The sequence below is a fragment of the Priestia sp. KCTC 13724 genome, assembly GCF_056820425.1.
In genome coordinates this window covers 20,128-45,458 of sequence record NZ_JBXDLD010000057.1, presented here as the reverse complement: position 1 = coordinate 45,458, position 25,331 = coordinate 20,128, and the positions used below count along the sequence as shown (strand labels likewise).

Genomic DNA, 25,331 nt, shown 5'->3' with positions numbered 1-25,331 from the left:
ACATTCTACAAGATAGGTGCCCTTTTTTGTATGCTTTTTTTGGATTTTATTGGTTAATCAACACGCATGTATTTGCATATGTGAAAACATAGTCTCGTTCAGGTTCATTAAAAATTTCATGGTAAAGCTGAGGCCACTCTTTATAGATTTTTTCGCTTAGATCTACTTCGTCAAACCATTGCTTTACAATTAATTTTTCAATAATTTTATCCTCTCCCGCTTGCATAACAAGAAGTGGAACATCAGGCATCTTTTCAATATCACGAAATGCCATATTGATCGCTTCTACAAGCTCGCGATACCACCTAACGGAAACTTTTGTCACATACAATGAATCATTTTGGTCTTCGTCTCTTACTTCTGGATTTCTCGTTGCTTTCTCTACAGTTAAGCCTAAGTCAAACAGTTTCGTTGGCATTACTTTATTTAACCCTTTAGATAAAACGTCTAAATAAGCCGGAACTTGTTCTTTAAGTCCTAGACATGGCGATGATAAAATCGCTCCCCATATTGGTAAGTTCTTCAACTGGAGCGTTCGAATAACGGCAAGCCCACCCATGCTATGACCTAATAAAAAAATAGGCAAATCATAAGTTTGTGCTTCTTTGACCCAGTTTTCAATTTCATGTACATATTCGTCAAATGATAAGATATGTCCTCTTCTTCTTGTTGTTAGACCTTGTCCAGGAAGATCCCCCATCACAACATTCATGCCGACTGAACGCCACATTTCAACTAGCCAGCGGTACCGTCCTTGATGCTCAGCTGCGCCGTGAACAATGACTACCACACCTTTTGGATTTTCTGTTTCCCACTTACGCATTTGAGTTACTCCCTTTCATTTGCTATTTACCTGTTTAAAAAAACTATGTACACTTACATTAGAAGATTATTACTCTTTTTTCAACTAATAAAGGAGATGAACGCATGATTTATCCTTATAAAGGAAAAACACCAGCTATTTCACCCACATGCTATATCGCTGATTACGTAACGATTACAGGTGATGTCACGATTGGCGATGAAAGTAGCATTTGGTTTAATACTGTTATTCGCGGAGATGTTTCACCGACTATTATTGGAAAGCGTGTCAATATTCAAGAACAATCTACACTTCATCAAAGCCCTAATTTGCCGCTTATCATTGAAGATGATGTAACAATCGGCCATCAAGTTATTTTACATAGCGCACTTATTCGCAAAAATGCGCTGGTTGGAATGGGCTCAATTATTTTAGATGGAGCAGAAATTGGAGAAGGTGCATTTATCGGAGCCGGTAGCTTGGTCCCACCCGGTAAAAAAATCCCACCTCATACACTTGCACTAGGTCGCCCTGCTAAAGTTGTCCGTGAATTAACAGATGAAGATGTAAAAGATATGAACCGAATTCGCACGCAGTATGTTGAAAAAGGACAATATTATAAATCAATTAACCCGATTAACAGCTAATGCAACAAGCAGTGGTCAATGCACTGCTTGTTTTTTTGTGTAGCAGCCTTACTTAGTATGCACTAAATAAATCCACACATTCTTTACACAATATTAGCACTAGCTCTACAAATATTTCTTACAATATAACATAGCGACTATACATTCGTTGAGAAACAAAAACATATAATTTTTTAACGTTTCATCGTCACCGATTACTTTAGCTATGAACATAATGGGCTTAAAGGAGGTTGCTATATGCGAACAAAACTAATTCGTCAAGTTTATGATTGGGAGTGCCACTTATTTCAAATTGTGAATAAACATTTCGACTTCAAGCCTCTCAACACTTTTTTTCGTACGATTACACATATCGGTGGTGCAACTTCAATGATTGGCCTAGCGCTACTCCTCATGCTATGTATTGATCGTGCATCTTTACCGCTTGCTTACGCATGCGCTTTATCTCTAGCAATCAGCCATATCCCTGTGGCGATTACCAAAAAAATTTATCCAAGAAAACGTCCTTACCTTCAATTAAAAGAAACAAAAGTATTGGATAATCCTTTACAAGATCATTCATTTCCATCTGGACATACAACAGCCATTTTTTCGTTTCTAGCACCTATCATGATTGCGGTACCTGTTTCAATTTTATTTTTATTTCCACTTGCTTTTTTAGTAGGAGTTTCGCGGATTTATTTAGGACTCCATTACCCTACTGACGTATTTGCAGGCATGTTGTTAGGTATACTCTCTGGAATTATCGGTCTACAGTTGTTCTACTAAATCAAAATGGAGGTGGTAGGATGAGGATTACATTGATATCAGATACGTTTTCTCCTGAGATCAACGGAGTCGCAAAAACATTAAAGCGCTTTACTTATTATTTATCTCGTCAACGAATTGACTATGAGGTTTTTGCACCTGAATCATCGTCCCGCACATTTAGTCCATTATCCATTAATCATTCATTAAGTATACCATTCTTTCTTTATCCACAATGTCGGTTTGCCTTACCGAATGTTATAAAGATGAAGAAAAAAATAAAGGAGTTCAATCCTACAATCATGCACGTTGCTACTCCTTTTTCAATGGGACTTAGTGGCATTCATGTGGCTAAAAAGCTTAGTATTCCTTTAGTTGGTTCTCATCATACTGACTTTGAACACTATCTTCCAAGCTACAAGTTAGGACACTTATCTCCTCTTCTGTGGAGATATATGAAATGGTTTTACGAACCGTTTGAAGAGATTTTTGTTCCCTCTCTTGAAACAAAAAAGCAGCTCTTAAATCAAGGCTTTAAATCTATATCTATCTGGTCTAGAGGAGTCGATCATCATTTATTTCATCCCTACTACGATAAATTTGATATCCGCATAAAATACAATATAAAAAAGCCTTATATCTTAACATATGTTGGACGTTTATCTCCTGAAAAAACGTAGCATTTTTATTAAAGCTATCTCGCTTACTTCCCGACCATTTACGCCACCAAGTACAGTGGCTTATTGTTGGAGGTGGGCCTAGCAAGGAGGCGCTGCAGCAAGAAGCGGGTGAATCCATTACATTCATCGACTTCTTAGAACATGAGCATTTAGCTAAACTATATGCAGCTTCCGACCTATTCATATTTCCTTCTGAAACGGAGACCTTTGGTAACGTTGTATTAGAAGCATTGTCCTGCGGTACGCCTGTCATTGCTGCTAATGCAGGGGGAGTAAAACATATTGTTAGCAATGAGAAGAATGGCTACCTCTGCACCCCGAATTCACTTGAAGAATTTATTGAATCCATTTGTACTTTGTTAGAGTCCTCCCAGCTTCGACTAAGGTTTGGAGACGCTGCTCGTCGCTATGCTCTTACGCAATCTTGGGATTCTATTTTTGACCAATTACTGCTTCGCTATGAAGCAGTCACTACTAAATCAAACAATGGGTTAGAATTTGTTCAATAAAAAAGAGTTTGGGACATAACAAAATGATTGCTTCTAAGAGACGAACAATAGCTGTTCCAATCTTTTTGGTTTGTCCCAACACGTTCGTTCTATTGCGCTACGGCCACTCGCTTTCCGCGGGGAGGAACCTGAGCTTCCTCGCTGCGCTGCGGGATCTCAGTTTTCCCTCTCTTTCCCGCAGGAGTCGAGTGTCCTACGCTCCATTCCACCCTGTTTCCAACATTGTTTTCACAATCAACAAAAAACCTGAACGATTAAAAGTGAGAAACTCTCAATCGTTCAGGTTTATCATTGGCTGAATTACTTATGTCCCAGCCTCTTTTTTTATTTAGCTAAAGCTTCAGTTTTTAAAGCTTCTGCTTTATCAGTGAACTCCCAAGGAAGCTCAACATCAGTACGACCAAAGTGACCGTATGCTGCTGTTTGCTTATAAATTGGGCGTCTTAAATCAAGCATTTTAATGATACCAGCTGGACGAAGATCAAAGTTGTTACGTACTACTTCAACTAATACTTCTTCAGTTACTTTACCTGTTCCAAATGTATCAATAGAGATTGAAACTGGCTGAGCTACACCAATGGCATATGCAAGCTGAACTTCACAACGATCAGCTAATCCTGCAGCTACAATATTTTTCGCAACGTAGCGTGCTGCATATGCTGCTGAGCGGTCAACTTTTGTTGCATCTTTACCAGAGAATGCGCCACCACCGTGACGAGCATATCCACCATAAGTATCAACGATAATTTTACGACCTGTTAATCCTGCATCACCTTGAGGACCACCAATTACAAAACGTCCTGTTGGGTTAATGAAGTACTTCGTGTTCTCATCGATTAATTCTTGTGGAACAACTGGATTGATTACATATTCTTTTAAGTTACGTTGAATTTGCTCTAACGTTACTTCTGGATGATGCTGAGTTGAGATAACGATTGTATCAACACGAACTGGTTGATTGTTTTCATCATATTCAACCGTTACTTGCGTTTTACCATCTGGACGAAGGTAAGGTAAAATTTCTTCTTTACGCACTTCTGTTAAGCGACGCGCTAACTTATGAGCTAAAGAAATTGGTAACGGCATTAATTCTTTTGTTTCATTACAAGCGTAGCCAAACATTAAACCTTGGTCACCAGCTCCGATTGCTTCAATTTCTTCATCAGACATTGAACCTTCACGAGCTTCTAACGCTTGGTCTACACCAGCAGCGATATCTGGAGATTGCTCACCGATTGCTGTGATTACTCCACAAGTATCCGCATCAAAACCATATTTTGCACGCGTATAACCAATTTCTTTGATTGTATCACGTACTGTTTTTTGAATATCTACATAAGTAGATGTTGTGATTTCACCACTTACTAATACTAAACCAGTTGTTACGCTTGTTTCACAAGCAACACGAGCATTTGGATCTTCAGCTAAAATAGCATCAAGAATTGAGTCAGAAATTTGGTCACAAATTTTATCTGGATGTCCCTCTGTAACAGATTCTGACGTAAACAGACGACGTTGTGTTGACATCGGTTTTCCTCCTTTAAATATGATACATTGTGATACGGTACTCATTCCCTTATTGTGGTTCATTTACATTTTTTCAATATAAAAAACCTTTCCTTGTATCGAGGAAAGGTATCAAGTTCTGCATAAGCCTTTCACTCTTATCGATCAAGGTTTATTCCCTTGCATCAGGTTAGCACCTTATCACCTCTATGGAAATGGGTGATGGTTGCTGGGTTTCATAGGGCCTGTCCCTCCACCAGCTCGGGATAAGAGAGTATCCGTTCAAGGACATATCATACAGGAAAATGCTCTGTTATGTCAATAACATTCCTATGAAAATCACTTAAAGGTTGTATTTTCCTCCCCTATTATTTACAGAAACCTTTCACTAGTAAGATCATCTCACAAAAACGTTTTATGCTCTCTAAAACAAAAAATTTTCGCAACATTTTAACATTTTCATTCGAATAGTATAGACTATTTAAAGTAATGTGTTATACTAATTGTACATTTAAACATCATTTTAAAAAAAGGAAGGTAGTGCACATGAGTACTGTTAATATGTCTATTGAATTAGCCAATCTCCTGGAATCTGAAAAAGTGAATCACCAACTATCTGTTTCTCAATTAGTCGAAAAGATTTTAGAGCGACAAGAAGGCGTATTGACTTCTACAGGTGCTATTCAAGTTGAAACAGGAAAATATACGGGGCGTTCCCCACACGATAAATTCATTGTAAGCGATTCCTTAACATCTCATACTGTTGAATGGGGAGATGTGAATCAACCGTTTTCATCTGAACGATTTGACGCGCTTTATAAAAAAGTATTAGAACATTTAAAAGAACAAAATGAGCTATTTGTGTTTAACGGCTATGCGGGCGCCGATGATAAATATCAGCTTCCAATCCAAGTCGTAAATGAATACGCATGGCATAATTTGTTTGCTCACCAACTATTTATTCGTCCAGAAGACACGAAGCTAAAAAGTGATGCTGAATCATTCTCAATTGTATCTGCTCCTACTTTTAAAGCTGTTCCAGACATTGATGGGACAAATTCAGAGACATTTATTATTATTTCATTTGAACGAAGAGTTGTATTAATTGGTGGAACGGAATATGCAGGCGAAATGAAAAAATCTATTTTCTCAGTAATGAATTTCCTACTTCCTCAAAATAACATACTTCCTATGCACTGCTCAGCTAATGTTGGCAAAGAAGGTGATGTTGCACTATTCTTTGGACTATCTGGCACCGGAAAAACAACATTATCAGCTGACGCTACCAGAAGACTAATTGGTGACGATGAGCACGGTTGGTCTAGTACAGGCGTATTTAACATTGAAGGCGGTTGTTATGCAAAATGCATTCAACTATCAAAAGAAAAAGAGCCTCAAATTTTTAATGCCATTCGATTTGGAACAGTTTTAGAAAATGTTGTGATTAACTCGAATACTAGAATTGCAGACTATAATGATAATAGCTTAACAGAAAACACTCGTGCTGCTTATCCAATTCAAGCAATTGATAACACAATCTTACCGAGCGTTGCAGGACATCCTACGGCAATTGTTTTCTTAACAGCAGACGCATTTGGAGTTTTACCTCCAATTAGCAAACTAACAAAAGAACAAGCAATGTATCATTTCTTAAGTGGGTATACAAGTAAACTTGCGGGAACAGAGCGCGGAATTACTGCGCCACAGGCGACGTTCTCTACTTGTTTTGGTGAACCATTCTTACCTCTTCCACCTACAGCCTATGCTAAAATGCTAGGTAAAAAAATTGATGAGCATAACGTAAATGTTTATCTTGTGAATACGGGATGGACTGGTGGAGAGTATGGTGTTGGAGAGCGAATGAAGCTAGTTTACACACGCGCAATGGTTCAAGCAGCGTTAGAAGGAGAACTCATTAGCGTAGATACAGTTCAAGATCCTATCTTTGGACTTGAGATTCCTGCACATGTTCCTGGTGTCCCTGATGAAGTACTTCAACCAGTAAAAGCATGGAAGAATGCAAATTTATATGAAGAAAAAGCTCATCAATTAGCACAAAAGTTCACAAAGAACTTTGAGCGCTTTGCAAATGTAGCTCCAGAAATTTCACAAATGGGCGGACCGATTATTTCAAAATAATGAAAAGCCGGAATTTTAATTCCGGCTTTTTTTAGTTTGTGGAGTGTAGCTTTATTAACTCGTATGTGACAACGGTTTTATTTTGCTCTAACTCAAGCTTTTTAATAATACCTGTCCCAACGCGTTCACCATTCTTCGTTTTATGAATACTAAGCGGAACCTCAAGAGGGTATAAGCGGTAGCCTTTTTTTTCAATTTGAAATACATTATCTACTACTCGCTTCTCATTTCCTTTTGTAACAATCATCGTATTTAATTCTAGTGGCATTCCCATCCTTCTTACCTCCCTTTCTTTTCCTCTATTGTACAATGCTTTTTCTATGCTGGCATATCTTTTATTTTGTTTTCATCCATTCAGTTAAATTTTTCACTGTCTCTCGGTTTTGCTTCGGAGGAAACGCATGAGGAAATCCATCAAAGTACCAGCTTTCCACGGGCTTCCCATGTTCACTCAGCATTTTCTCTAATTGATATGCATGCTCAATTGACACGTTTGCATCTTCTTTTCCATGTATTAACAATGTCGGTATACTTAGCTTATATGCCTGAGTTAGCGGTGAACGCCATTCATACCTGTCTGGATATTTCGAAGGTGTCCCACCAATGACCCTTTTCATCATACGCCTTAAATCTGTTCGCTCTTCATAGGTAAGAATCATATCCGTTACCCCTCCCCATAAAACAAGCGAACGTGCTGAACTTTTTTCAATGGCAGTAAACAAAGCCATTACGCCTCCTCGTGAAAAACCAAATACATGGATTCGGTCTTGATGAACTCGAGGGTAATTGACAAGTAAGTCATAAGCTGCAAAAGCATCGTAACGATCATCTCCCCCAAAATCTTCGTTTCCTTCTCCACCTTGATTCCCTCGATAAAATGGAGCCATTACAATGAATCCTTGAGATGCGAATTGAATTAGCCTCCCTGGTCTCACAGTACCTACATTTTTTATGCCACCTCTTAAATATAAAAATCCATCATATGTACCTTCTTCTTTTGGTTCCGCTAACATCCCCTTAATTTTTAAACCTTGACACATATACGTCACAATTGACAACGAAATGCGTGGATTGGGAGATGGAAAAGGATATTGACTAATAATAGTTCCGTCCTTCATAAAAAACCCTCCTTATCATTCAATCGTTTTTAACCAGACGTTCACACTATTTTATCCATTATCATATATTATTGTAGAAAAAGTCACGCTATCAATCCTACTCCACATATTGGCCTATTACTATGTTTCATCATAATTGATTTACAATCTTATTTTAACGTTAGGAGGAAATACCATGCGAAAAATAAAATGGCTGCTGTCCATCATCACTATTTGTATTTTAACCTTCACTTTAATGAGCTGTGGTAAACAAAGCTCAATTGAAACTGTTCGCGTAGGAGAAGTAACAAGATCCATCTTTTATGCTCCCCAATATGTAGCTATATCAAAAGGTTTTTTTGAGAAAGAAGGACTAAACGTAGAATTAAAAACTACTTGGGGCGGAGACAAAACGATGACTTCCCTTTTATCCGATGGCATAGATGTTGCATTAGTTGGTTCAGAAACTTCAATCTATGTCGCTGCACAAGGTTCTGATGATCCCATTATTAACTTTGCGCAACTAACGCAAACGGATGGCACATTTCTAGTAGCACGTGAAAAAGTTGATAACTTCTCATGGGACCAGTTAAAAGGAAAAACATTCTTAGGACAGCGTAAGGGTGGCATGCCACAAATGGTTGGAGAGTACGTCTTAAAAGAACATAATATTGACCCTAAAAACGATCTAACACTTATTCAAAATATTGATTTTGCTAACGTTTCAAGTGCTTTTGCATCTGGAACTGGCGACTATGTCCAACTATTTGAGCCAACGGCCAGTATTTTTGAAAAAGAAGGAAAAGGTTACATTGTTGCTTCTTTTGGTGAAGAGTCAGGAAAGGTTCCATATACAACATTCATGTCAAAAAACAGCTTTTTAAAAGAAAATCCTGAAACTGCTGAGAAATTTACAAGAGCTATCTATAATGCACAGCAGTGGGTTGATACGCACAGTGCAAAAGAAGTTGCTGAAGCAATCGCTCCTTATTTTGACGACACATCAATCGATACAATTGAAACCGTTGTTGAGAGATATAAAACCCAAGATTCATTTGCTACTAACCCAGTGTTAGATAAAGAAGAGTGGGAAAACCTTCAACGCATTATGGATGAAGCTGGTGAACTACCTAAGCGTATTGATCACAAAACATTAGTCAACACAAAAATTGCAACTGACGTCATGGAGCAGTAACCATGTCAGGCTTACAAATCACAAACGTCCACCACGTATATGTCACAATGAAATCAGCCACCACAGCTTTAGAAAATATCAACCTTTCAATTAAAGAAGGAGAATTTATTTCTTTTCTAGGACCTAGCGGATGTGGAAAGACGACGCTTCTTTCGATTTTGGCTGGGTTAATTAAACCAACTTCAGGTGAAGTAAACATTAAGAATAAACTTGTTCAAGAGCCTACAGCAGAAGTTGGTTATATGCTTCAACAAGACTACTTATTTCCCTGGAAGACGATAAAAGACAACATCCTTCTTGGACTAACAATCCAGCGTAACCTTACAAAGGAACATGAGCAGCGAGCATTAATGCTCTTAGAAGGAATGGGATTGAAAAGCGTTTCAGATTTTTTTCCACATCAATTATCTGGAGGTATGCGTCAACGTGTGGCGCTCGTTAGAACACTCGCTACGAATCCTAGTATTTTACTTTTAGATGAACCCTTTTCAGCTCTAGACTTTCAAACGAAATTAAAGTTAGAAGAGCTTGTATCAAAAACCTTAATGACTTATGAAAAAACGGCGGTACTCGTTACGCATGATATTGGAGAAGCAATTGCCATGAGCAATCGAATCGTTTTATTTTCAGCCAACCCAGGAAGAATTGCTCGAATTTTCACCGTACCACCTATCCTTCAGACTCTGTCTCCTTTTGAAGCTAGACAACACTCTGTATACAACGACCTGTTCATGGAGATTTGGAAGGAGTTGGATCACCTTGAATCAGCCTCACAATCCTGATGTTTTACATCAGCAATACAAATCCGCAGTAAATAGCGAAAAGCGAATCATTCGTTTGGTTCAATTATTTATCTTCTTATCTTTTTTTGGGATATGGCAACTGGCATCTTCGCTCAAGTGGATTGACCCTCTTATTTTCAGCTCTCCACTCCGAGTGTGGAATTTGTTTATTGAAAAAACAGGGGATGGTTCATTATTAGAACACATTGGCTTTACGTTGTTTGAAACAGTACTTGGATTTATTATTGGAACGCTGTGTGGTATCATTTTAGCAACTTTGCTATGGTATTCAAATCGTTTAGCAAAGGTTTTGGATCCCTATTTAGTTATCTTAAATGCTATGCCAAAGGTAGCTCTAGGCCCGATTTTGATTGTAGCCATTGGACCTGGTTTCTTTTCCATTTTAACAATGGGCGCAATCATTTCTGTCATCATCACTGCTATTGTTGTCTATACAGCTTTTAAAGAAGTCGATCCAAACTATGTGAAATTACTGCAAAGCTTTGGTGCTACTAAGCATGATTGTTTTAAACAAGCAATTTTGCCTTCTACAATGCCAGCGATTATTTCAACCTTTAAGGTGAATGTTGGCTTATCATGGGTTGGCGTAATTGTGGGAGAATTTTTGGTTTCGTCTAAAGGGCTTGGATATATGATTATCTATGGCTTCCAAGTATTTAACTTTACCCTTGTTATTTTAAGCTTGTTGCTCATTGCTGTATTTGCAACTGGGATGTACCAAGCAATTTCCTATCTAGAAAAACGACTAACGCGTCATTAATATTAATACTAAAAAGCCCTGCTATGATAACAGGGCTTCTTTGCTTCTTACAAAAATGTGCGCTTTACATGCTTCATCACGTACTGTAAAACATTATCTTTCATAATAAAACTGTATTTCGCATTTTTTTGAATTCCTTGTTCTGGAATTTCTCGAATAACAACCGGTCCTTTTGTTTCCATATAGTCATCTTTTGGGACTAACTTTGAGACATTCGCAAAATAAATGTTTTTTATAATTGTTTTTCCTTTACTAACTACTTTATATTGACCAATATACGAAAGATTTTCTACTTCTCCACCTGTTTCTTCAAATACTTCTCGAACTGCCGCTTCCTCCGGTGTTTCCTCTAGCTCCACTTTACCTCCCGGAAACTCCAACCCCCGCTTAGAATGATTAGTTAGCAACCATTGTCCTTCGTATCGACAAACAACCCAAACGTGACGAGGAGTTTTTGAAAACGGACTGCGCTCAAACGATAAAAAAACCTGATTGTGGTATGCGTCCTTAAATGTGTACATCGTCTACTCAAACTCCATTTGATTTTTTCCTTATTTTATCACACATTTAAGTACTATCTCTTAGCTTTTCGAATAGAAATAACGGATTTTCTACCAATATTCTCGATAAAAGCCCTTAATAATCATTAATAGTAGCACTACTTTTACATTTTTATTATTTTTATGAAGGTAGAATTCCTATTGTGCGAATATGAGCCTTTGCATTCTCATCTCCTAGCTCATACAACATTTGATATAGCTGAGTATTCATATCATCATAAGCATCATTTGGACGATCATGATGATATTCTAGATAAGGAATATGCGCTCGAAGGAAACCTTGCCAATCATCTGAATAACGTTGATCTAAACGCTCTCGCAGTTGCTCTACTTCCAAATCGGTCGCACTTATTTTAAAATTCCATTCCGATGCCGTACTCACTTGAGAAATCTCACCCGAACCGAGGGATACATAATACGTTTTTTTCATTGAAAGATATTCAGCTCCTTTATACTGACTTACCTTTCTTATTTGTATAATGGTTTCCTTTTATACTGATCATTTAATTTGATTTTTTAATTTCTCAATTGCCTGCTTAATAACGGCGGGCACAGGAAGACCTACTCGACCAGCGTTCTCCGTAATAGAAATCATCTCATTTAAAATATAGAATAATATCGTTATATCTCTGATAAAATGATTGTCCGGCCAAAATACTTGGTCCATGAAGTTAGCCATCGTAACAAGAGCAAAAATAAAAACCTTTTTGGCAATGCCCCGAAAGCCTACCTTACTAGATAAACTCTTATCAATAAACGCTGCAACTGTTCCAGTGACATAATCAACTGCTACCAGTGCTACTAAAGCCATCAATAAATAATTCCATTCCCCTACTAAGAAAAAGATAAATGAACCTAAACTAGATAAAGATAACAAGGATAGTTTGTACATATTCATTTTTCATCCTCTCAACTATTTACATAGTGGTACATACTATCATATGCAAAATAGTGAGAAGTGTTCTTCATACATGCTATCGTTTGTACACTTTTATGGAATAAAAAAACTTGCGAGAAGCTCGCAAGTTTTTATTTTCCTAAGAAAGAGTTTAACATCCACATATGCTTTTCCAGACTTTGATGAATAGCAAGAAGCGTGTCACCTGTTGTCTCATCATCCACTTCGCCAGCTACATCCATACCTTGTTTTAACTCTGTTGTTAGCATTGTGAAGTCTTTTACTAATTCAGATACCATGTCTTTTGCTGTTTCATTTCCATGTGCTTCTTCAATTGAACTCATTTCTAAAATTTCTTTCATTGTAGCAACTGGGCTACCACCTAGAGCTAATAAACGTTCTGCTAAGTCATCAATTACTGTTGCCGTTTCTGTATAAAGCTCTTCGAATTTTTCATGCAACGTAAAGAACTGTTCGCCTTTTACATACCAATGATAATTATGTAACTTGATATACATCACGCTAAAATTTGCTACTTGCTTATTTACGATTGTTGTTAACTCTTTAGACATAATACCCACTCCTTAATGATTTCTACTTCAATTATCTCTAGTATAGTAGTACCCCTTTTTCCTTGATTAAAACATTTTTTTAGAAGTTTTTCGTACTCTTCCGCTATTGACGATGAACCTTTTTTTATTATCATTTTCACAAAAAAAACGAAATGATTACGATTTAAAGAGGTGGATACATTTGATTTACGATTGGATACGTGTCTTCTTAGCAACTGGCTTTGTTCAAACATTACCTGAAAAGCAGTGGCTGACACCCTTGATTCATGAGCATAAGTTACATTGCAGTGAGTATGGCTGTCCTATTGTTTCTCACTCACTACAATGGGGACCTAATCTATATGTTACAGGGGCCTTAGCTGAACTAGAAGTAGGACCGATCGCTAGAAATATTTCTGGTGCTAGACAAGCTGCACAGCTCATTGTGAATAGTTTATAAAAATGGTCTAACACTAAACTTTTTAAAATACGTAGGTCGGCATTATGGTTAAACTAAAAAAACTCTAGCTGTCAAAGCTAGAGTTTTTTTAGTTTAACCGAATACCTTTGCTAAATCTTCTTTATCTTGATTCAACCAGAATTGCATTAAGCGCTTTGCTCCTTCTAAATCATGAAGCTTTGCTTGACCGCACTGCTTTTCGTTTGCAGCTGGAATTTCTGTGATTGTAATTGCATCTTTTAGTGTGTCTTCTAAAAGATCAATAATTTCTTCTACTTTTGGTTCTCCGCTGACAACAAGATAATATCCTGTCTGACAGCCCATAGGAGAAATATCAATAATATCAAAATGATCATATTTCTCTACGTGAGTACGGATGTTAAAAGCTAATAAATGCTCTAATGTATGAATAACATCAGGCTTCATCGCTTGCTTGTTGGGCTGGCAAAAACGAATATCAAATTTATTAACAACGCCGTCACTACCTACCTTGTGTACACCACAATGTCTTACATAAGGGGCTTTTACAGCGTTATGATCTAATTCAAAACTTTCTACTGATGGCATGCTATCACTCCTTTTTTATTCTTACTTTTTATCATACACTTAATTCCGATTTTTTTCATCAATTTAATATACTATATACCTGGTATTTGCATCCTGTGCTTTTTTTTCGATATATTTATAGAAAAGAATCTGTTTAGAAAGATGTGATATCAGTGCTTGCTAAAATCATGCTGAGTATTATAAAAGTATATCAAAAAGTTATTTCGCCACTCACACCCCCTACGTGTCGATTCTATCCAACATGTTCTCATTATGGGGTTGAAGCGATTAAGCGGTTTGGAGCTTTTAAAGGCGGGTGGTTAACGATAAAGCGAATTTCCAAGTGTCATCCTTTTTACCCAGGAGGTATGGATCCCGTGCCCGAAAAAGAAACTGCAAAAAAAGATTAGCTATTTTGCTTTTCTTTAACATACTCGTATCCATCTATAATAACGTCTAACTTTCCTGTGCCTGGATCAATAACAAGACCATGTACAGGAATATGCTTTGCAAATAAAGGATGGTTACGAATTGTAGACGTCGTATGTTGCACCGTTTCTTCAACCGAATCGAATCCTTTTAACCAGCTTTTTAAATCAATTCCTGACTTTTCAATTGTATCGATTACTTCTTCTGAAATCCCTTGCTCTTTTACAGCTTCTAAAAATGAAATCGGCTCTAATTTTCCTGCACCACAATCATGGTGGCCAATTACATATACTTCATCTGCTTGAAGTGCATATACAGCTACTAAAATGCTTCTCATGACACTTCCAAAAGGATGAGATACAAGTGCCCCTGCATTTTTCACAATTTTCACATCGCCGTTACGTAAGTTCATTGATTGAGGAAGTAATTCCACTAATCTTGTGTCCATACAAGATAAAATAACCATCTTTTTATCCGGCAGCTTGCTTGTCTCATATTTGCGATATTCATTATTTTCCACAAACTTCTCATTGTAAGTTAAAATCTCATTTAATAGACTCATGTTTCCTACTTCCTTTCCTATGTAAAAAATTTTTTAATCGTTCCCCTTGTATTATACTAAAAATTCTTATATGATGTAACAGCATAAATCGTAACTATTCTTATTTAAAGAAAGGAAGAACAAAATGAAACAAGTACCTGTTACAGTATTAAGTGGTTACCTAGGTTCAGGTAAAACAACTTTATTGAATTATATTTTAAAAAATAGAGACGGGCTTAAAGTAGCCGTCATCGTCAATGATATGAGCGAAGTAAATATTGACGCCGACTTAGTAAAACAAGGTGGCTTTTCTCGTACTGAAGAAACATTAGTTGAAATGCAAAACGGATGCATTTGCTGTACGCTACGAGACGATTTAATGAAAGAAGTTGAACGTCTCGTTGATAAAGGAAATATCGATTACATCGTCATCGAATCTTCAGGAATTAGTGAACCCATTCCAGTTGCCCAAACGTTTACGTATATCGATGAAGAGCTTGGCATTGATTTAACAAAAAAATGTTCTCTGGATACGATGGTCACAGTAGTAGATGGAAATCGTTTTTGGGAGGATTTCTCATCCGGTGAAAGCTTGTTAGATCGTAAAGAAGGTAACGATGAACATGATACGCGTGAAGTTGTTGACTTACTCATTGACCAAATTGAGTTTGCAAATGTCATTCTGCTGAACAAAGTCGACTTACTGACAGAAGAAGACGCAAAAGAGCTGGAGTTAGTCTTAAAGAAGCTGAACCCTGAAGTTAAGATTATCCAAACAATTAAAAGTGTGATTGACCTAAAAGAAATTCTAAATACTGGTCTATTCGACTTTGAAAAAGCGAGTCAAGGAGCAGGTTGGATCAAGGAGCTAAATACAGATCACCACACTCCAGAAACAGAAGAATTCAGCATTTCTTCTTTTGTTTATAGACGAAAGCGTCCATTTCATCCAGAACGGTTAATGACATGGCTTGAAAATTGGCCAGTTGATATTGTCCGAGCAAAAGGCTTTTTCTGGTTAGCTTCACGGAATGATATGGCAGGGCTGCTTTCACAAGCTGGAACATCGATTATGATCCAAGGTGCAGGCGAATGGGTAGCTGCATATTCAGAAGCTGAAAAGCAACAGACATTAAGAGAAGAGCCCGAGCTTCTCGAAAAATGGGACGATACATTTGGTGACCGCATGAACGAGCTAGTTTTTATTGGATTGGAAATGAATGAAGAAGAAGTCATTTCTACGCTTGATCACTGCTTGCTTACTGATGCAGAAATGCAGCAAGATTGGTCGACTTTCTGTGATCCTCTACCTAAATTCACGGTCCAGTCATAAATTTATAGTTTCCAAATCGTAACTATTACGATATAATAACATAGGTCATTGTTCGTAACTAGTAATCGAAAGGAGAATTATATATATGAAAGTTAAAGCTACATTTATGGCATTAGCATTAGGTACAGCAGCATTTTTAGCTGGATGCGGTGCTGACAATTCAGATGAACAAGCAAGCAGTAAAGACGATAAATTAACGGTTTATACAACTATTTTTCCACTGCAAGATTTCACTAAGAAAATTGGTGGAGATGAAGTAAATGTTGAGAGTGTACTTCCTCCTGGAGTAGATGCTCACTCTTACGAACCAACAACAAAGGATATGGTAGAAATCGCTAAAGGTGATGCTTTCATTTATTCCGGCATTGGATTAGAAGGCTTTGCTGATAAAGCGCAAGATACCTTAAAAAATGAAGATGTGGCTATGGTAGAAGCAGCTAAAGGTATTGAGTTAGCTGAAAGTACGCATTCTGATGAAGATGAACATGCTCATGGTCACGGAGATACGGACCCACACATCTGGTTAGACCCGGTCTTATCAATTCAATTAGCTGAAAACATTAAGAATGAATTAATAGAACTAAAACCAGAAGCAAAAGAAGAGTTTGAAAAAAATTATGAAAACTTAAAGGCTCAGCTAGAGGAACTTGATCAAAAGCTAGAAACAACTATTTCTGAAGGAAAGCACAAAGAAATTTTAGTTTCCCACGCTGCATATGGATACTGGGAAAAACGTTATGGCTTAACTCAAATTAGTGTGGCCGGCTTATCTCCAACAAATGAGCCGTCACAAAAGCAGCTACAGTCTATTATTAAAGAAGCAAATGAGCATAACATTAAATACTTTATTTTCGATCAAAACTTAGAGCCTAAAGTATCTAAGCTTGTTCAAAAAGAAGTAGGTGCAGAAGCGCTTACCCTTCATAACCTGGAGTCTGCAACAAAAGATGATGTAGCAAACAAGGAAGATTACTTCTCAATTATGGATAAAAACATTGAAACAATTCAAAAAGCGTTAAACTAAATACAAACAAAAATAACTAGCCCATTAGCTAGTTATTTTTGTTTCATATTGTATTTTTGCATGAAGCGCTCTGCACGTCCGCCTTTATCAGCAAACTTCTGTCTACCAGTATAAAATGGGTGTGTATCAGAACTTACCTCCACTTTAATTAATGGATATGTTTGACCATCTTCCCATTCCGTTGTCTCTGAAGAGTGCATTGTAGAACCTGATAGAAATTTAAATCCGCTATTTGTATCCATAAACACTACTTTTCGGTAGTCTGGATGAATATTTGGTTTCATCTTATAATCCTCTCCTTTAATAAGATATACATCTATTATATCGTAATGATTCTTATTTTCAATTATTCTGTTTCAAAAATTTATTGATGAATAAATTGTGGTAAAAAGTGGACAATAAGGCTTATCAATACTTGATTGGAAAGGTTGTATTTCAATGGAACATTTAGTAACTGCTCGTTCGATGTTTGGTATGACCATGGGAGTTCACATTATTTTTGCTACGTTAGGCGTGGGAATTCCTTTAATGATTTTATTAGCAGAACTTCTCTATCAGCGCACAAAAGACAAAGATTATGAGCTAATGGCAAAGCGTTGGACAAAAGGCGCAGCAATTTTACTAGGCGTTGCTATCCCAACAGGAACTATTGCTGGAGTACAGCTAGCCTTACTATGGCCAGGTTTCATGGAAGTTGTTGGGAAAGTTATGTCATTACCTTTTCAAATTGAAATCTATGCTTTTTTTATTGAAGCACTCTTTTTGTCTATCTACGTGTATGCAGCTGATCGAATTTCGCGAACAATGCGAATTGTAAGCCTTATACTTGTAGCTATTGGAGCTGTAGCTTCAGCTGTGTTGATTACAAACGTCCATGCGTTTGAAGGAACTCCGGCCGGCTTTCGAATTGTAAATGGCGAAATTACAGATGTCGATCCGTGGGGAGCTTTCTTTAACCCAAGTTTTATTACAACAGCTGGACACGTTGCTGTATCTGCTTATGCGACGGGTGCCTTCGTTATTGCATCCATCGCTGCATTTAAGATGCTTCGCTCTCGTAAAGAGCCTAGACTTTATCGTTTTCACCAAAAAGCACTAATGATGGGGCTAATCGTTGGAGGGATATTTTCATTTTTAACAGCTCTAAATGGGCATGAATCTGCGCAGCTTCTTTATGAATATCAGCCAGAAAAGCTTGCAGGAGCAGAAGGTTTATTTGAAACGACCGACTATGCACCGCTCACTATTGGGGGATTTACAGATCGTGAAACTCAAACCGTCAAATGGGGAATTGAAATTCCATGGGCACTAAGCTTTCTAGCAGATGATCGCTTTGATACGGTTGTTGCAGGACTCAATGATTTTCCAGAAGAATACTGGCCCCCTCTTTTCATCCATACTCTTTTTAACGGTATGGTAGGGATTGGATCACTGCTTATTCTACTATCTATCCTGGGAATTGCTTGGTATAAATTTATGAAAAAGCGTGGTTTTCCAAAGTGGTTAATGTGGGCATTTGTTATTTCTGGTCCTTTGGCCATCCTATCAGTAGAATTCGGCTGGATTTTCGCATGTACAGGTCGACAACCTTGGGTAATTTACCGAATTATGAAGACCTCTGAATCCGTTACAACCTCTGCTAATTTAGAATTTTTATTTGCTCTATTTTTAATTGTATACGCTATACTCGTTGTTGCTGTTTCACTTGTTCTTATTTATTACTTCAAGCGTAATCCATTGGAGAAAGAGCTTGCAGATATGAACTAAAAGGATGTGGAATTAATATGGGTGATTCACTACTTGCCATCACGGTCATTTGGGGATTTATTTTTATTTATGCTGTTATGGGAACAATGGATTTTGGAGCGGGATTTTGGTCAATGGTTTACATTAATCGTGAAAAAACCAATGCTACAAACATCGCTAACCGCTATCTCTCTCCAACTTGGGAAGTAACGAATGTATTTATCGTTGCAATTGTAGTTGGTTTATTTAGCTTCTTTCCTGGAGCTACGTTTACGCTTGGAACTGTTCTATTAATTCCAGGAAGTATTATTCTATTGCTTTTAGCACTTAGAAGTGGTTTCCTTGTATTTTCAAATTATACTAAGGGAGCTCGCCATCAAAAGGCTCTCGTTTATATTTCTGGTCTATCAGGCGTGTTGATTCCAGCGTTTTTAATTGCTGTTTTACCAATTAGCCAAGGCGGTTACATCGATACCATTGATGGAGTTGAAAAACTAAACTTACTCAAAGTATTTACCAGTCCAAACGTATATGCTTTTATAGGATTTGCTGTCAGCTCTTCGTTATTTCTATCCTCATTGCTTTTAGCTGATTACTCCAAGTCCTCAGATGAAATGGAAGCATATGAGGTATATAGAAGAGATGCGCTCATCACAGGTCCTATATCACTTGTCATGGCCATTCTCATTATGCTGACACTGCGTATGGAAGCCACTTGGCTTTATAATAACATGATGGAAGACAAACCCATCTTATTTATTTCCTTGTTTTTATTCCTAGTAGCAGGCGGAGCTCTTTTACTTCCATCATCAAAAGGAAAAGGAATGCCTAGACTAGCAGTTGTTGCGATTGTTCTTCAGTATTTTTTAGCGAGCTATGTATATGGAAAAGGTCATTTACCATATGTTATTTATCCGAATGTAACCATCGAAACAGGATTTACCCATCCTGATGCTTTTCGCTCATTATTCATCACGTACATTGTAGGATTTGCTATTTTATTCCCTGGATTCTACTATTTCTGGCGCTTGTTTATGAAAGACAACCGAAAGTATATTGGAAAGAAGCCGTATTAAACTAAAGAAGTAAAGAACGATTTATCTGTTCTTTACTTCTTTTATTATGTTTGCTGCAATATTAAGTGCATACGCTTTACACTTTTCTACATCTTCTCCATATGGAGCAAGCTCTACTTTTAAGCCTTCTGTCATTAAGGTGCCACCTTTTTCACATAAACATTGTTAGTTTCTCAGCTTGAATAGTTGAATCTGTGCTGCACTCAAATCGGAGTGGACAATTTTTGCACTCTTGTAATAAACTTATCTTTTGAAAAAACTTTGGCTCTTCTAGTACATCTTTCATCATTTTCAGTTTATTAACTGACTCTAAATAATTTTCAGATACAATTTCAACAGTCTCTCTCTTCCCTGTTAGAAGTGAATAGAAATGAATAGCTTTTGGCATTCTATTGAATGCATGCTTGGTAAAAACCATCATAAATGCTGTCAGCATTTCTTTTACTTCTGATTGATCATCAATTAGAAACTTTGTTACTTCATAAGAAGAATCCGACCAATACGCTGCATCAATTAACAGTGAAATATTTGTTTCTAATTCAGGAACGTATACTCCATATTTTTCATAAACAAATAGTGGCGTATCATCTTGCAATTCACTCATAAGAAACGTTAACAAATGATCACTCATCGATGCTAGGACTTCATAGTAATGAATTTTCGATTGGAAAAGTTCCGGTGAGAGCTTGGACCAATACCTTTCAATTAATTGTAAAATAAAATATGCAGATCTTTCATATGGCGCTTTTGCATAATATTCTTTGACAACCTTATGAATGGTTACGCTGACGAGACTTCGCCAATCAACCAGTTGGTGTTTACGAGCTTTAAGCTGCCTCTGATAAAATTTATAAGGGCATTGAATAAACTCTTCAATATGATGACTAGCCAAGGTTTTGATTTGAACTTTTAATTGCATCCTGTCACCACGCTTTATAAAATCACCTGTTGCTTTATCCTTTATGATACTTGTTCAATTACTTTGCGAATTGCGCTCCATGAATGCTTAACAAAATAAATTGGCTTTTGCTGCTTTTTCGCTTTTTCTTTAATGACCTTTGCCATGTTGTGGTTAATAAAATCTGTAATCACAAGTACAAAACCAATATGATCCGGAATTTCTCGCTTCACCATATTACTTTTTCTTCCATCAAGATGAATAACTTCGTTAAACCCCTCACCCGCTAACCGATCTGTAATATGCTTTAAACGATCTCCTCCAACAACCATAACTGATGACATGTATTTCTCCTCCTATACGATAAAATTAAGTTTATTTAAAATCTTAACGATGATTTAATCTTGTTTGCTATATACATAGAATAATTGAGAATGATTCTCTTTGTCAATTATTAATTGATAAAAATTCTCAATTAATTTTCTAATCTCTCGATTATAACAATAATGAAAATTGACCATACTACATATATCACGCGTATAAAGGAGGGGAATATATGTCACAAAACGTTCTTTGTGAAGTGAATAACTGTCATTATTGGAAGCAAGGCAACCGTTGTGGAGCAGACGAAATTTACGTAGTCAGCCATGCTGGTAAAAAGGCTTCTAATAGCCGCGAAACAGATTGTAAAACATTTAAACCTGAAGATCTTTAAATCGGTTATCCTAAAACAAACTTTGTTCTATTCCTAATTAATAAAAAAGGACAACCACGCGGGTTGTCCTTTTTCATATCAACGAAAGTGAAGGTAATATATGAATACCAATCAACTTGTTCATTTTTTCAAAGCAGAAGCTGTTAAAGCCAATAAACAAACGTTCCCCATTTATGTGCAATCATTTGCTCATTTATGGCAGTATGAATGTGGAACATTAGAAACCATTCCACCTGAAATTGACCTGCTTATCACTACTCGTGCTATTGAACTAGGCCTTATTTCAACACAGGTAGCTGACTAAAACTGTTGTAGCCATTTAGTCAGCTTCTTTATTTTACAAATCATCAAATCCATTTACATCTGATGCTTTTGTATATTGTCTTGACTTTTGCTCAAAGAAGTCTGTCTTACCAAGGTCAACCTCTTGATACGCAACAATCCAACGCAGCGGATTTTCAATTGGTGCATCAGGAAACGCTACGCGCCCAAATCCCATTTGATTACAGCGTTTATTTGCCATATATTCGATGTATTGACGAATATCTTTCATCGTAATTCCATCAAACTTCTCACCAATGACTGACTCAGCCCATTCAATTTCAAGCTGGGCAGCTTGTCGGAATGTTGAAGTAACAAACTCTTCAAGCTCAGCCGTACGCTGTTCTGGATTTTCATTTAGCACTTCTTTAAAGATTTTTTCAAATAACCCCACATGAAGCTGCTCATCACGATTAATATAGTTAATCATCGTGGATGTGGCAACCATTTTTTGATTGCGTGCTAAGTTGTAGAAAAACGCAAACCCACTATAGAAGAACAGACCTTCTAAAATAACATCATATACAATGGACTTTAAAAAGTTTTCAACTGTTGCCTCTTCAGCGAATGCTTTATAACCATTTGTCACAAAGTCATTGCGTGCACGAAGCTTTTCATCCGTACGCCAATATTCAAATACTTCATCTTGCTTAGCTTTTGGCACTAAGCTTGATAATACATATGAATAAGAGTGATTATGAACAACTTCCTGCTGAGCTAAAATAATCATCAGCGCATTGATTGAAGAATCCGTAACATAATCAGCAACTTTGCTCGCATAATCTGACTGGATGCTGTCCAATAAAGCCAACAAACCAATAATCTTTAAAAAGCTCTCCTGTTCATCCGCTGTAAGCTGTGGAAACTGTTTGATGTCCTGTCCCATATTAATTTCAAACGGTGTCCAGAAATTAGCTAGCATGCGCTTATACTTTGGAAACGCCCAAGAAAATCGTACATCATCCCAGTTTAAAATATTTGAGGTTTCACCATTAATAATTCCCGTTGAGCGGTTCGGGGCATTTTCATTCATAATCTCACGTTTCTTTAGACTGTTCGTCAACAAAATCGACTCCTTTCTTAGCTATGGCAGCTTTCACACTCATCAATTACTTCGCTAGACGTAGAGCGAACATAATACGTTGTTTTTAGCTTTTCTTTCCATGCAGTCATGTGTAAATCTAGTAAATCTTTTGCACGAATATCATTTTGAACATAAATGTTAAACGAGATAGATTGGTCAATATGACGCTGACGCTTTGCATTTTGCTTAATGCTCCAATGTTGGTCGATTAAATAAACAGACTTATAATACCAATTCGTTTCCGGTGACAAATCTGGAGCAGTAACTGGAATTTTATAGTTTTTCTTCTCTTCTGAATAGAACTTACGGAAAATCGGATCAATACTAGCCGTAGACCCAGCAATGATGGAAGTAGATGAATTCGGCGCAACGGCCATTAAATATCCGTTTCGAATTCCCTTTTCTTTCACAAGCGCCTGTAGCTCATTCCACTGATTACTTTCGTAACCGCGTGCTGCAAAATAAGCTCCTGTTTCCCAATCGGACCCCTCAAATAGAGGGTATGCTCCTTTTTCTTCTGCAAGCTCCATGCTTGATTGAATCGTTAGGTAAGCAATTTTTTCATATAACTCATCGCAATACTGAACAGCTTCTTCTGTTTCCCAAGCGATCTTTTGTAGAGCTAATAAATGGTTCCAACCAAACGTACCTAGACCGATAGCACGATAGCGTTGGTTTGTTAGTTTTGCCTGTAGAACTGGAAGGTTATTCAGTTCAATTACGTTATCTAGCATACGAACTTGAATGGGCACAAGGCGTTCAAGTACATCTTCCGTTACTGCACGTGCTAAGTTGATAGACGATAGATTGCAAACGACAAAGTCACCTGGTTGCTTTGTAATGACGATTTTTCCATCTTCTGTGATTTCTTCAACCACTGTTGTCATGCTTTGATTTTGCGTAATTTCTGTACATAAGTTACTGCAATAAATCATGCCCTCATGACGGTTTTGGTTAGCACGGTTCACTGTATCACGGTAGAACATATATGGTGTTCCTGTTTCTAATTGTGAAATCATAATTCGTTTAAAAATTTCAATCGCAGGCACTTTTTCTCTTGATAGGGATTCATTTTCAATACATTCACGATAACGATTTCTAAAGGAGCCGCTGCCTTCCTCTTCATCATAGAAATCTTCTAGCGAGTAACCCATTACCGTACGAACTTCATGAGGATCAAACAAGTACCAGTCTTCACGTTTTTCAACAGCTTCCATGAATAAATCCGGCAAGCAAACGCCAGTAAATAAGTCATGCGTACGCTGACGCTCGTCTCCATTGTTTAAACGTGCATCTAAGAAAGAAAAAATATCCTTATGCCATACGTCTAGATATACAGCAATTGCCCCTTGACGTTGACCCAGTTGATCAACACTAACTGCTGTGTTATTAAGCTGTTTCATCCAAGGAATTGTTCCTGATGATACGCCCTTAAACCCTTTTATATCGCTACCTCGGCTACGGATATGACCTAGATATACGCCAATTCCACCACCGTTTTTACTTAGCGTAGCTAAGTCCGTATTGCTATCATAGATACCTCGTAAACTATCATCAACCGTATCAATAAAGCAGCTTGATAGCTGTCCATAGCTTTTTCCTGCGTTCGCTAATGTCGGCGTTGCCACTGTCATGTAAAGGTTTGAAAGTGCCCAATATGACTCTTTTACCAGCGCTAAACGCTCTTCTTTCTTTTCATTTGCCATGAGTGTCATAGCAATAATTAAAAAGCGTTCCTGCGGTAGCTCGTATACACGCTTATCATGTGATGTTGCTAAATAGCGATCAGCTAATGTTAACAGGCCAATATACGTAAATAGGCTATCTTTTGTATAATCAATGGCTAAGCCTAGCTCATTAATCTCTTCCACAGAGTATGTATCCAAAAGCTGTGTACTATAAATCCCCATATCTGTAAGCTCTGTAATAAGCTTATAAAATGAGCCGTACCTTTCAGCTTGATTGTATTTTCTATTGGCGGCAGCTTTGCGATATAGCTCTTGTAAATAGATATGAGCTGCTACATATGTCCAATCTGGCTCATCCATTGAAATTCGCTCAAGTGCTGCTAAAATAAAAACATTTGCTATTTTTTCGTCCGTCATATTCTCTTTCGCAGCAACTGTTTCTACTACCTTTTCCTCATACCATGAAAAATCAAGTTGTGGAAATTTTTCACCAAGTAGTTTCATATCATAATTTACTTTTTCAAGTTTATTTAAATCTGTTGTATTAATCATAAAAATAAGTTCCTCCTTTTTCTC

Annotated in this window: 30 protein-coding genes, 1 pseudogene and 1 riboswitch; of the genes and pseudogenes, 16 read left to right on the top strand and 15 right to left on the bottom strand. The window is 37.2% G+C overall.

Annotation, left to right across the window (positions count from 1 at the left end; all coding sequences use genetic code 11):
- Positions 1 to 46: 46 nt before the first annotated feature.
- Positions 47 to 823, bottom strand: coding sequence for an alpha/beta fold hydrolase (locus AC1UFB_RS08755; protein ID WP_482588982.1), 777 nt, complete (start codon positions 821 to 823; stop codon positions 47 to 49).
- 104 nt (positions 824 to 927) lie between these two features.
- Here AC1UFB_RS08755 and AC1UFB_RS08750 point away from each other — a divergent pair, with 104 nt between their 5' ends.
- From AC1UFB_RS08750 to AC1UFB_RS08735, 4 genes and pseudogenes are all read left to right on the top strand, one after another.
- Positions 928 to 1,449, top strand: coding sequence for a gamma carbonic anhydrase (locus AC1UFB_RS08750; protein WP_025909518.1), 522 nt, complete (start codon positions 928 to 930; stop codon positions 1,447 to 1,449).
- Between the two features lie 237 nt (positions 1,450 to 1,686).
- Positions 1,687 to 2,217: a phosphatase PAP2 family protein gene (locus AC1UFB_RS08745; protein ID WP_100346696.1), complete on the top strand. Its 531-nt coding sequence runs from the start codon at positions 1,687 to 1,689 to the stop codon at positions 2,215 to 2,217.
- Between the two features lie 20 nt (positions 2,218 to 2,237).
- Positions 2,238 to 2,876, top strand: a complete 639-nt coding sequence (locus AC1UFB_RS08740; RefSeq protein WP_326046529.1) for a glycosyltransferase — start codon at positions 2,238 to 2,240, stop codon at positions 2,874 to 2,876.
- A 50-nt stretch (positions 2,877 to 2,926) separates the two neighbouring features.
- Positions 2,927 to 3,385 (top strand): annotated as a pseudogene (locus tag AC1UFB_RS08735) (glycosyltransferase); the annotation flags it as partial.
- 324 nt (positions 3,386 to 3,709) lie between these two features.
- Here the strand turns inward: AC1UFB_RS08735 and metK are convergent.
- Positions 3,710 to 4,912 carry a methionine adenosyltransferase gene (metK, locus tag AC1UFB_RS08730; RefSeq protein ID WP_025909521.1) on the bottom strand — a complete coding sequence of 401 codons (1,203 nt, stop codon included), beginning with the start codon at positions 4,910 to 4,912 and terminating at the stop codon, positions 3,710 to 3,712.
- Positions 4,913 to 5,046: 134 nt separating this feature from the next.
- Positions 5,047 to 5,164: riboswitch (SAM riboswitch) on the bottom strand.
- Between the two features lie 273 nt (positions 5,165 to 5,437).
- Between metK and pckA the strand changes: the two genes are divergently transcribed.
- Complete coding sequence (gene pckA, locus AC1UFB_RS08725) at positions 5,438 to 7,030, top strand: phosphoenolpyruvate carboxykinase (ATP) (protein WP_025909522.1); 1,593 nt, start codon at positions 5,438 to 5,440, stop codon at positions 7,028 to 7,030.
- A 31-nt stretch (positions 7,031 to 7,061) separates the two neighbouring features.
- On the opposite strand, the gene AC1UFB_RS08720 is transcribed toward pckA, so the two are convergent.
- Both AC1UFB_RS08720 and AC1UFB_RS08715 read right to left on the bottom strand, forming a co-directional pair.
- On the bottom strand, positions 7,062 to 7,304 hold the full coding sequence (locus tag AC1UFB_RS08720; protein WP_025911924.1) for a DUF2584 domain-containing protein: 243 nt from the start codon (positions 7,302 to 7,304) through the stop codon (positions 7,062 to 7,064).
- Positions 7,305 to 7,365: 61 nt separating this feature from the next.
- The gene (locus tag AC1UFB_RS08715; RefSeq protein WP_025911923.1) at positions 7,366 to 8,148 is read right to left on the bottom strand and encodes an alpha/beta hydrolase family protein; all 783 of its coding nucleotides are present in this window, start codon (positions 8,146 to 8,148) and stop codon (positions 7,366 to 7,368) included.
- 175 nt (positions 8,149 to 8,323) lie between these two features.
- On the opposite strand from AC1UFB_RS08715, the gene AC1UFB_RS08710 reads away from it, so the two are divergent.
- The 3 genes from AC1UFB_RS08710 to AC1UFB_RS08700 are packed head-to-tail and all read left to right on the top strand — an operon-like array spanning position 8,324 to position 10,885.
- Positions 8,324 to 9,322: an ABC transporter substrate-binding protein gene (locus AC1UFB_RS08710; RefSeq protein ID WP_025911922.1), complete on the top strand. Its 999-nt coding sequence runs from the start codon at positions 8,324 to 8,326 to the stop codon at positions 9,320 to 9,322.
- A gap of 2 nt (positions 9,323 to 9,324) precedes the next feature.
- Complete coding sequence (locus tag AC1UFB_RS08705; protein WP_025911921.1) at positions 9,325 to 10,104, top strand: ABC transporter ATP-binding protein; 780 nt, start codon at positions 9,325 to 9,327, stop codon at positions 10,102 to 10,104.
- Entirely contained in the window at positions 10,082 to 10,885 is an 804-nt protein-coding gene (locus AC1UFB_RS08700) for an ABC transporter permease (protein WP_025911920.1), read from the top strand. Before AC1UFB_RS08705 ends, AC1UFB_RS08700 begins: the two co-directional genes overlap by 23 nt.
- A 47-nt stretch (positions 10,886 to 10,932) precedes the next feature.
- Here the strand turns inward: AC1UFB_RS08700 and ytkD are convergent, their stop codons facing one another.
- The 4 genes from ytkD to AC1UFB_RS08680 form a co-directional block, all read right to left on the bottom strand.
- Entirely contained in the window at positions 10,933 to 11,406 is a 474-nt protein-coding gene (gene ytkD, locus AC1UFB_RS08695) for an RNA deprotection pyrophosphohydrolase (protein ID WP_025911919.1), read from the bottom strand.
- Positions 11,407 to 11,566: 160 nt separating this feature from the next.
- Entirely contained in the window at positions 11,567 to 11,875 is a 309-nt protein-coding gene (locus tag AC1UFB_RS08690; RefSeq protein WP_025911916.1) for a hypothetical protein, read from the bottom strand.
- A gap of 69 nt (positions 11,876 to 11,944) precedes the next feature.
- Positions 11,945 to 12,343, bottom strand: a complete 399-nt coding sequence (locus tag AC1UFB_RS08685; protein ID WP_328101180.1) for a phage holin family protein — start codon at positions 12,341 to 12,343, stop codon at positions 11,945 to 11,947.
- A gap of 131 nt (positions 12,344 to 12,474) precedes the next feature.
- The gene (locus AC1UFB_RS08680; RefSeq protein ID WP_100346693.1) at positions 12,475 to 12,915 is read right to left on the bottom strand and encodes a Dps family protein; all 441 of its coding nucleotides are present in this window, start codon (positions 12,913 to 12,915) and stop codon (positions 12,475 to 12,477) included.
- Positions 12,916 to 13,096: 181 nt separating this feature from the next.
- Between AC1UFB_RS08680 and AC1UFB_RS08675 the strand changes: the two genes are divergently transcribed.
- Entirely contained in the window at positions 13,097 to 13,354 is a 258-nt protein-coding gene (locus AC1UFB_RS08675) for a hypothetical protein (protein WP_198511860.1), read from the top strand.
- 93 nt (positions 13,355 to 13,447) lie between these two features.
- On the opposite strand, the gene AC1UFB_RS08670 is transcribed toward AC1UFB_RS08675, so the two are convergent.
- Complete coding sequence (locus tag AC1UFB_RS08670) at positions 13,448 to 13,921, bottom strand: S-ribosylhomocysteine lyase (RefSeq protein WP_025911910.1); 474 nt, start codon at positions 13,919 to 13,921, stop codon at positions 13,448 to 13,450.
- A 167-nt stretch (positions 13,922 to 14,088) separates the two neighbouring features.
- Between AC1UFB_RS08670 and yidD the strand changes: the two genes are divergently transcribed.
- On the top strand, positions 14,089 to 14,310 hold the full coding sequence (yidD, locus tag AC1UFB_RS08665; RefSeq protein WP_035321473.1) for a membrane protein insertion efficiency factor YidD: 222 nt from the start codon (positions 14,089 to 14,091) through the stop codon (positions 14,308 to 14,310).
- Here yidD and AC1UFB_RS08660 read toward each other — a convergent pair.
- The gene (locus tag AC1UFB_RS08660) at positions 14,307 to 14,891 is read right to left on the bottom strand and encodes a beta-class carbonic anhydrase (RefSeq protein WP_328101179.1); all 585 of its coding nucleotides are present in this window, start codon (positions 14,889 to 14,891) and stop codon (positions 14,307 to 14,309) included. The genes yidD and AC1UFB_RS08660 overlap by 4 nt on opposite strands.
- Positions 14,892 to 15,015: 124 nt before the next feature.
- Here AC1UFB_RS08660 and AC1UFB_RS08655 point away from each other — a divergent pair, with 124 nt between their 5' ends.
- Entirely contained in the window at positions 15,016 to 16,203 is a 1,188-nt protein-coding gene (locus tag AC1UFB_RS08655; protein ID WP_100346691.1) for a GTP-binding protein, read from the top strand.
- An 85-nt stretch (positions 16,204 to 16,288) separates the two neighbouring features.
- Positions 16,289 to 17,227, top strand: a complete 939-nt coding sequence (locus AC1UFB_RS08650; RefSeq protein WP_482588975.1) for a metal ABC transporter substrate-binding protein — start codon at positions 16,289 to 16,291, stop codon at positions 17,225 to 17,227.
- A gap of 32 nt (positions 17,228 to 17,259) precedes the next feature.
- On the opposite strand, the gene AC1UFB_RS08645 is transcribed toward AC1UFB_RS08650, so the two are convergent.
- A complete protein-coding gene (locus tag AC1UFB_RS08645) occupies positions 17,260 to 17,511 on the bottom strand; it encodes a type B 50S ribosomal protein L31 (RefSeq protein ID WP_025911905.1) in 252 nt (83 codons plus the stop codon).
- A 154-nt stretch (positions 17,512 to 17,665) separates the two neighbouring features.
- Between AC1UFB_RS08645 and AC1UFB_RS08640 the strand changes: the two genes are divergently transcribed.
- Positions 17,666 to 18,994: a cytochrome ubiquinol oxidase subunit I gene (locus AC1UFB_RS08640; protein ID WP_061784914.1), complete on the top strand. Its 1,329-nt coding sequence runs from the start codon at positions 17,666 to 17,668 to the stop codon at positions 18,992 to 18,994.
- 17 nt (positions 18,995 to 19,011) lie between these two features.
- Entirely contained in the window at positions 19,012 to 20,049 is a 1,038-nt protein-coding gene (locus AC1UFB_RS08635; protein ID WP_025911903.1) for a cytochrome d ubiquinol oxidase subunit II, read from the top strand.
- Between the two features lie 151 nt (positions 20,050 to 20,200).
- Here the strand turns inward: AC1UFB_RS08635 and AC1UFB_RS08630 are convergent, their stop codons facing one another.
- Together AC1UFB_RS08630 and AC1UFB_RS08625 are read right to left on the bottom strand one after the other, a co-directional pair.
- Positions 20,201 to 20,968, bottom strand: a complete 768-nt coding sequence (locus tag AC1UFB_RS08630; RefSeq protein WP_328101177.1) for a hypothetical protein — start codon at positions 20,966 to 20,968, stop codon at positions 20,201 to 20,203.
- 41 nt (positions 20,969 to 21,009) lie between these two features.
- Positions 21,010 to 21,291, bottom strand: coding sequence for a DUF2325 domain-containing protein (locus AC1UFB_RS08625; protein ID WP_025911901.1), 282 nt, complete (start codon positions 21,289 to 21,291; stop codon positions 21,010 to 21,012).
- Between the two features lie 212 nt (positions 21,292 to 21,503).
- On the opposite strand from AC1UFB_RS08625, the gene AC1UFB_RS08620 reads away from it, so the two are divergent.
- Positions 21,504 to 21,662 (top strand): DUF1540 domain-containing protein, encoded by a 159-nt coding sequence (locus AC1UFB_RS08620; RefSeq protein ID WP_064484027.1) that lies wholly within the window; start codon positions 21,504 to 21,506, stop codon positions 21,660 to 21,662.
- A 100-nt stretch (positions 21,663 to 21,762) separates the two neighbouring features.
- On the top strand, positions 21,763 to 21,966 hold the full coding sequence (locus tag AC1UFB_RS08615) for a hypothetical protein (RefSeq protein ID WP_025911900.1): 204 nt from the start codon (positions 21,763 to 21,765) through the stop codon (positions 21,964 to 21,966).
- A gap of 33 nt (positions 21,967 to 21,999) precedes the next feature.
- Here AC1UFB_RS08615 and AC1UFB_RS08610 read toward each other — a convergent pair whose 3' ends face one another.
- Both AC1UFB_RS08610 and AC1UFB_RS08605 read right to left on the bottom strand, forming a co-directional pair.
- Positions 22,000 to 23,046, bottom strand: a complete 1,047-nt coding sequence (locus AC1UFB_RS08610) for a ribonucleotide-diphosphate reductase subunit beta (RefSeq protein WP_025911899.1) — start codon at positions 23,044 to 23,046, stop codon at positions 22,000 to 22,002.
- Positions 23,047 to 23,063: 17 nt separating this feature from the next.
- A complete protein-coding gene (locus AC1UFB_RS08605; protein ID WP_231882734.1) occupies positions 23,064 to 25,259 on the bottom strand; it encodes a ribonucleoside-diphosphate reductase subunit alpha in 2,196 nt (731 codons plus the stop codon).
- Positions 25,260 to 25,331 lie beyond the last annotated feature (72 nt).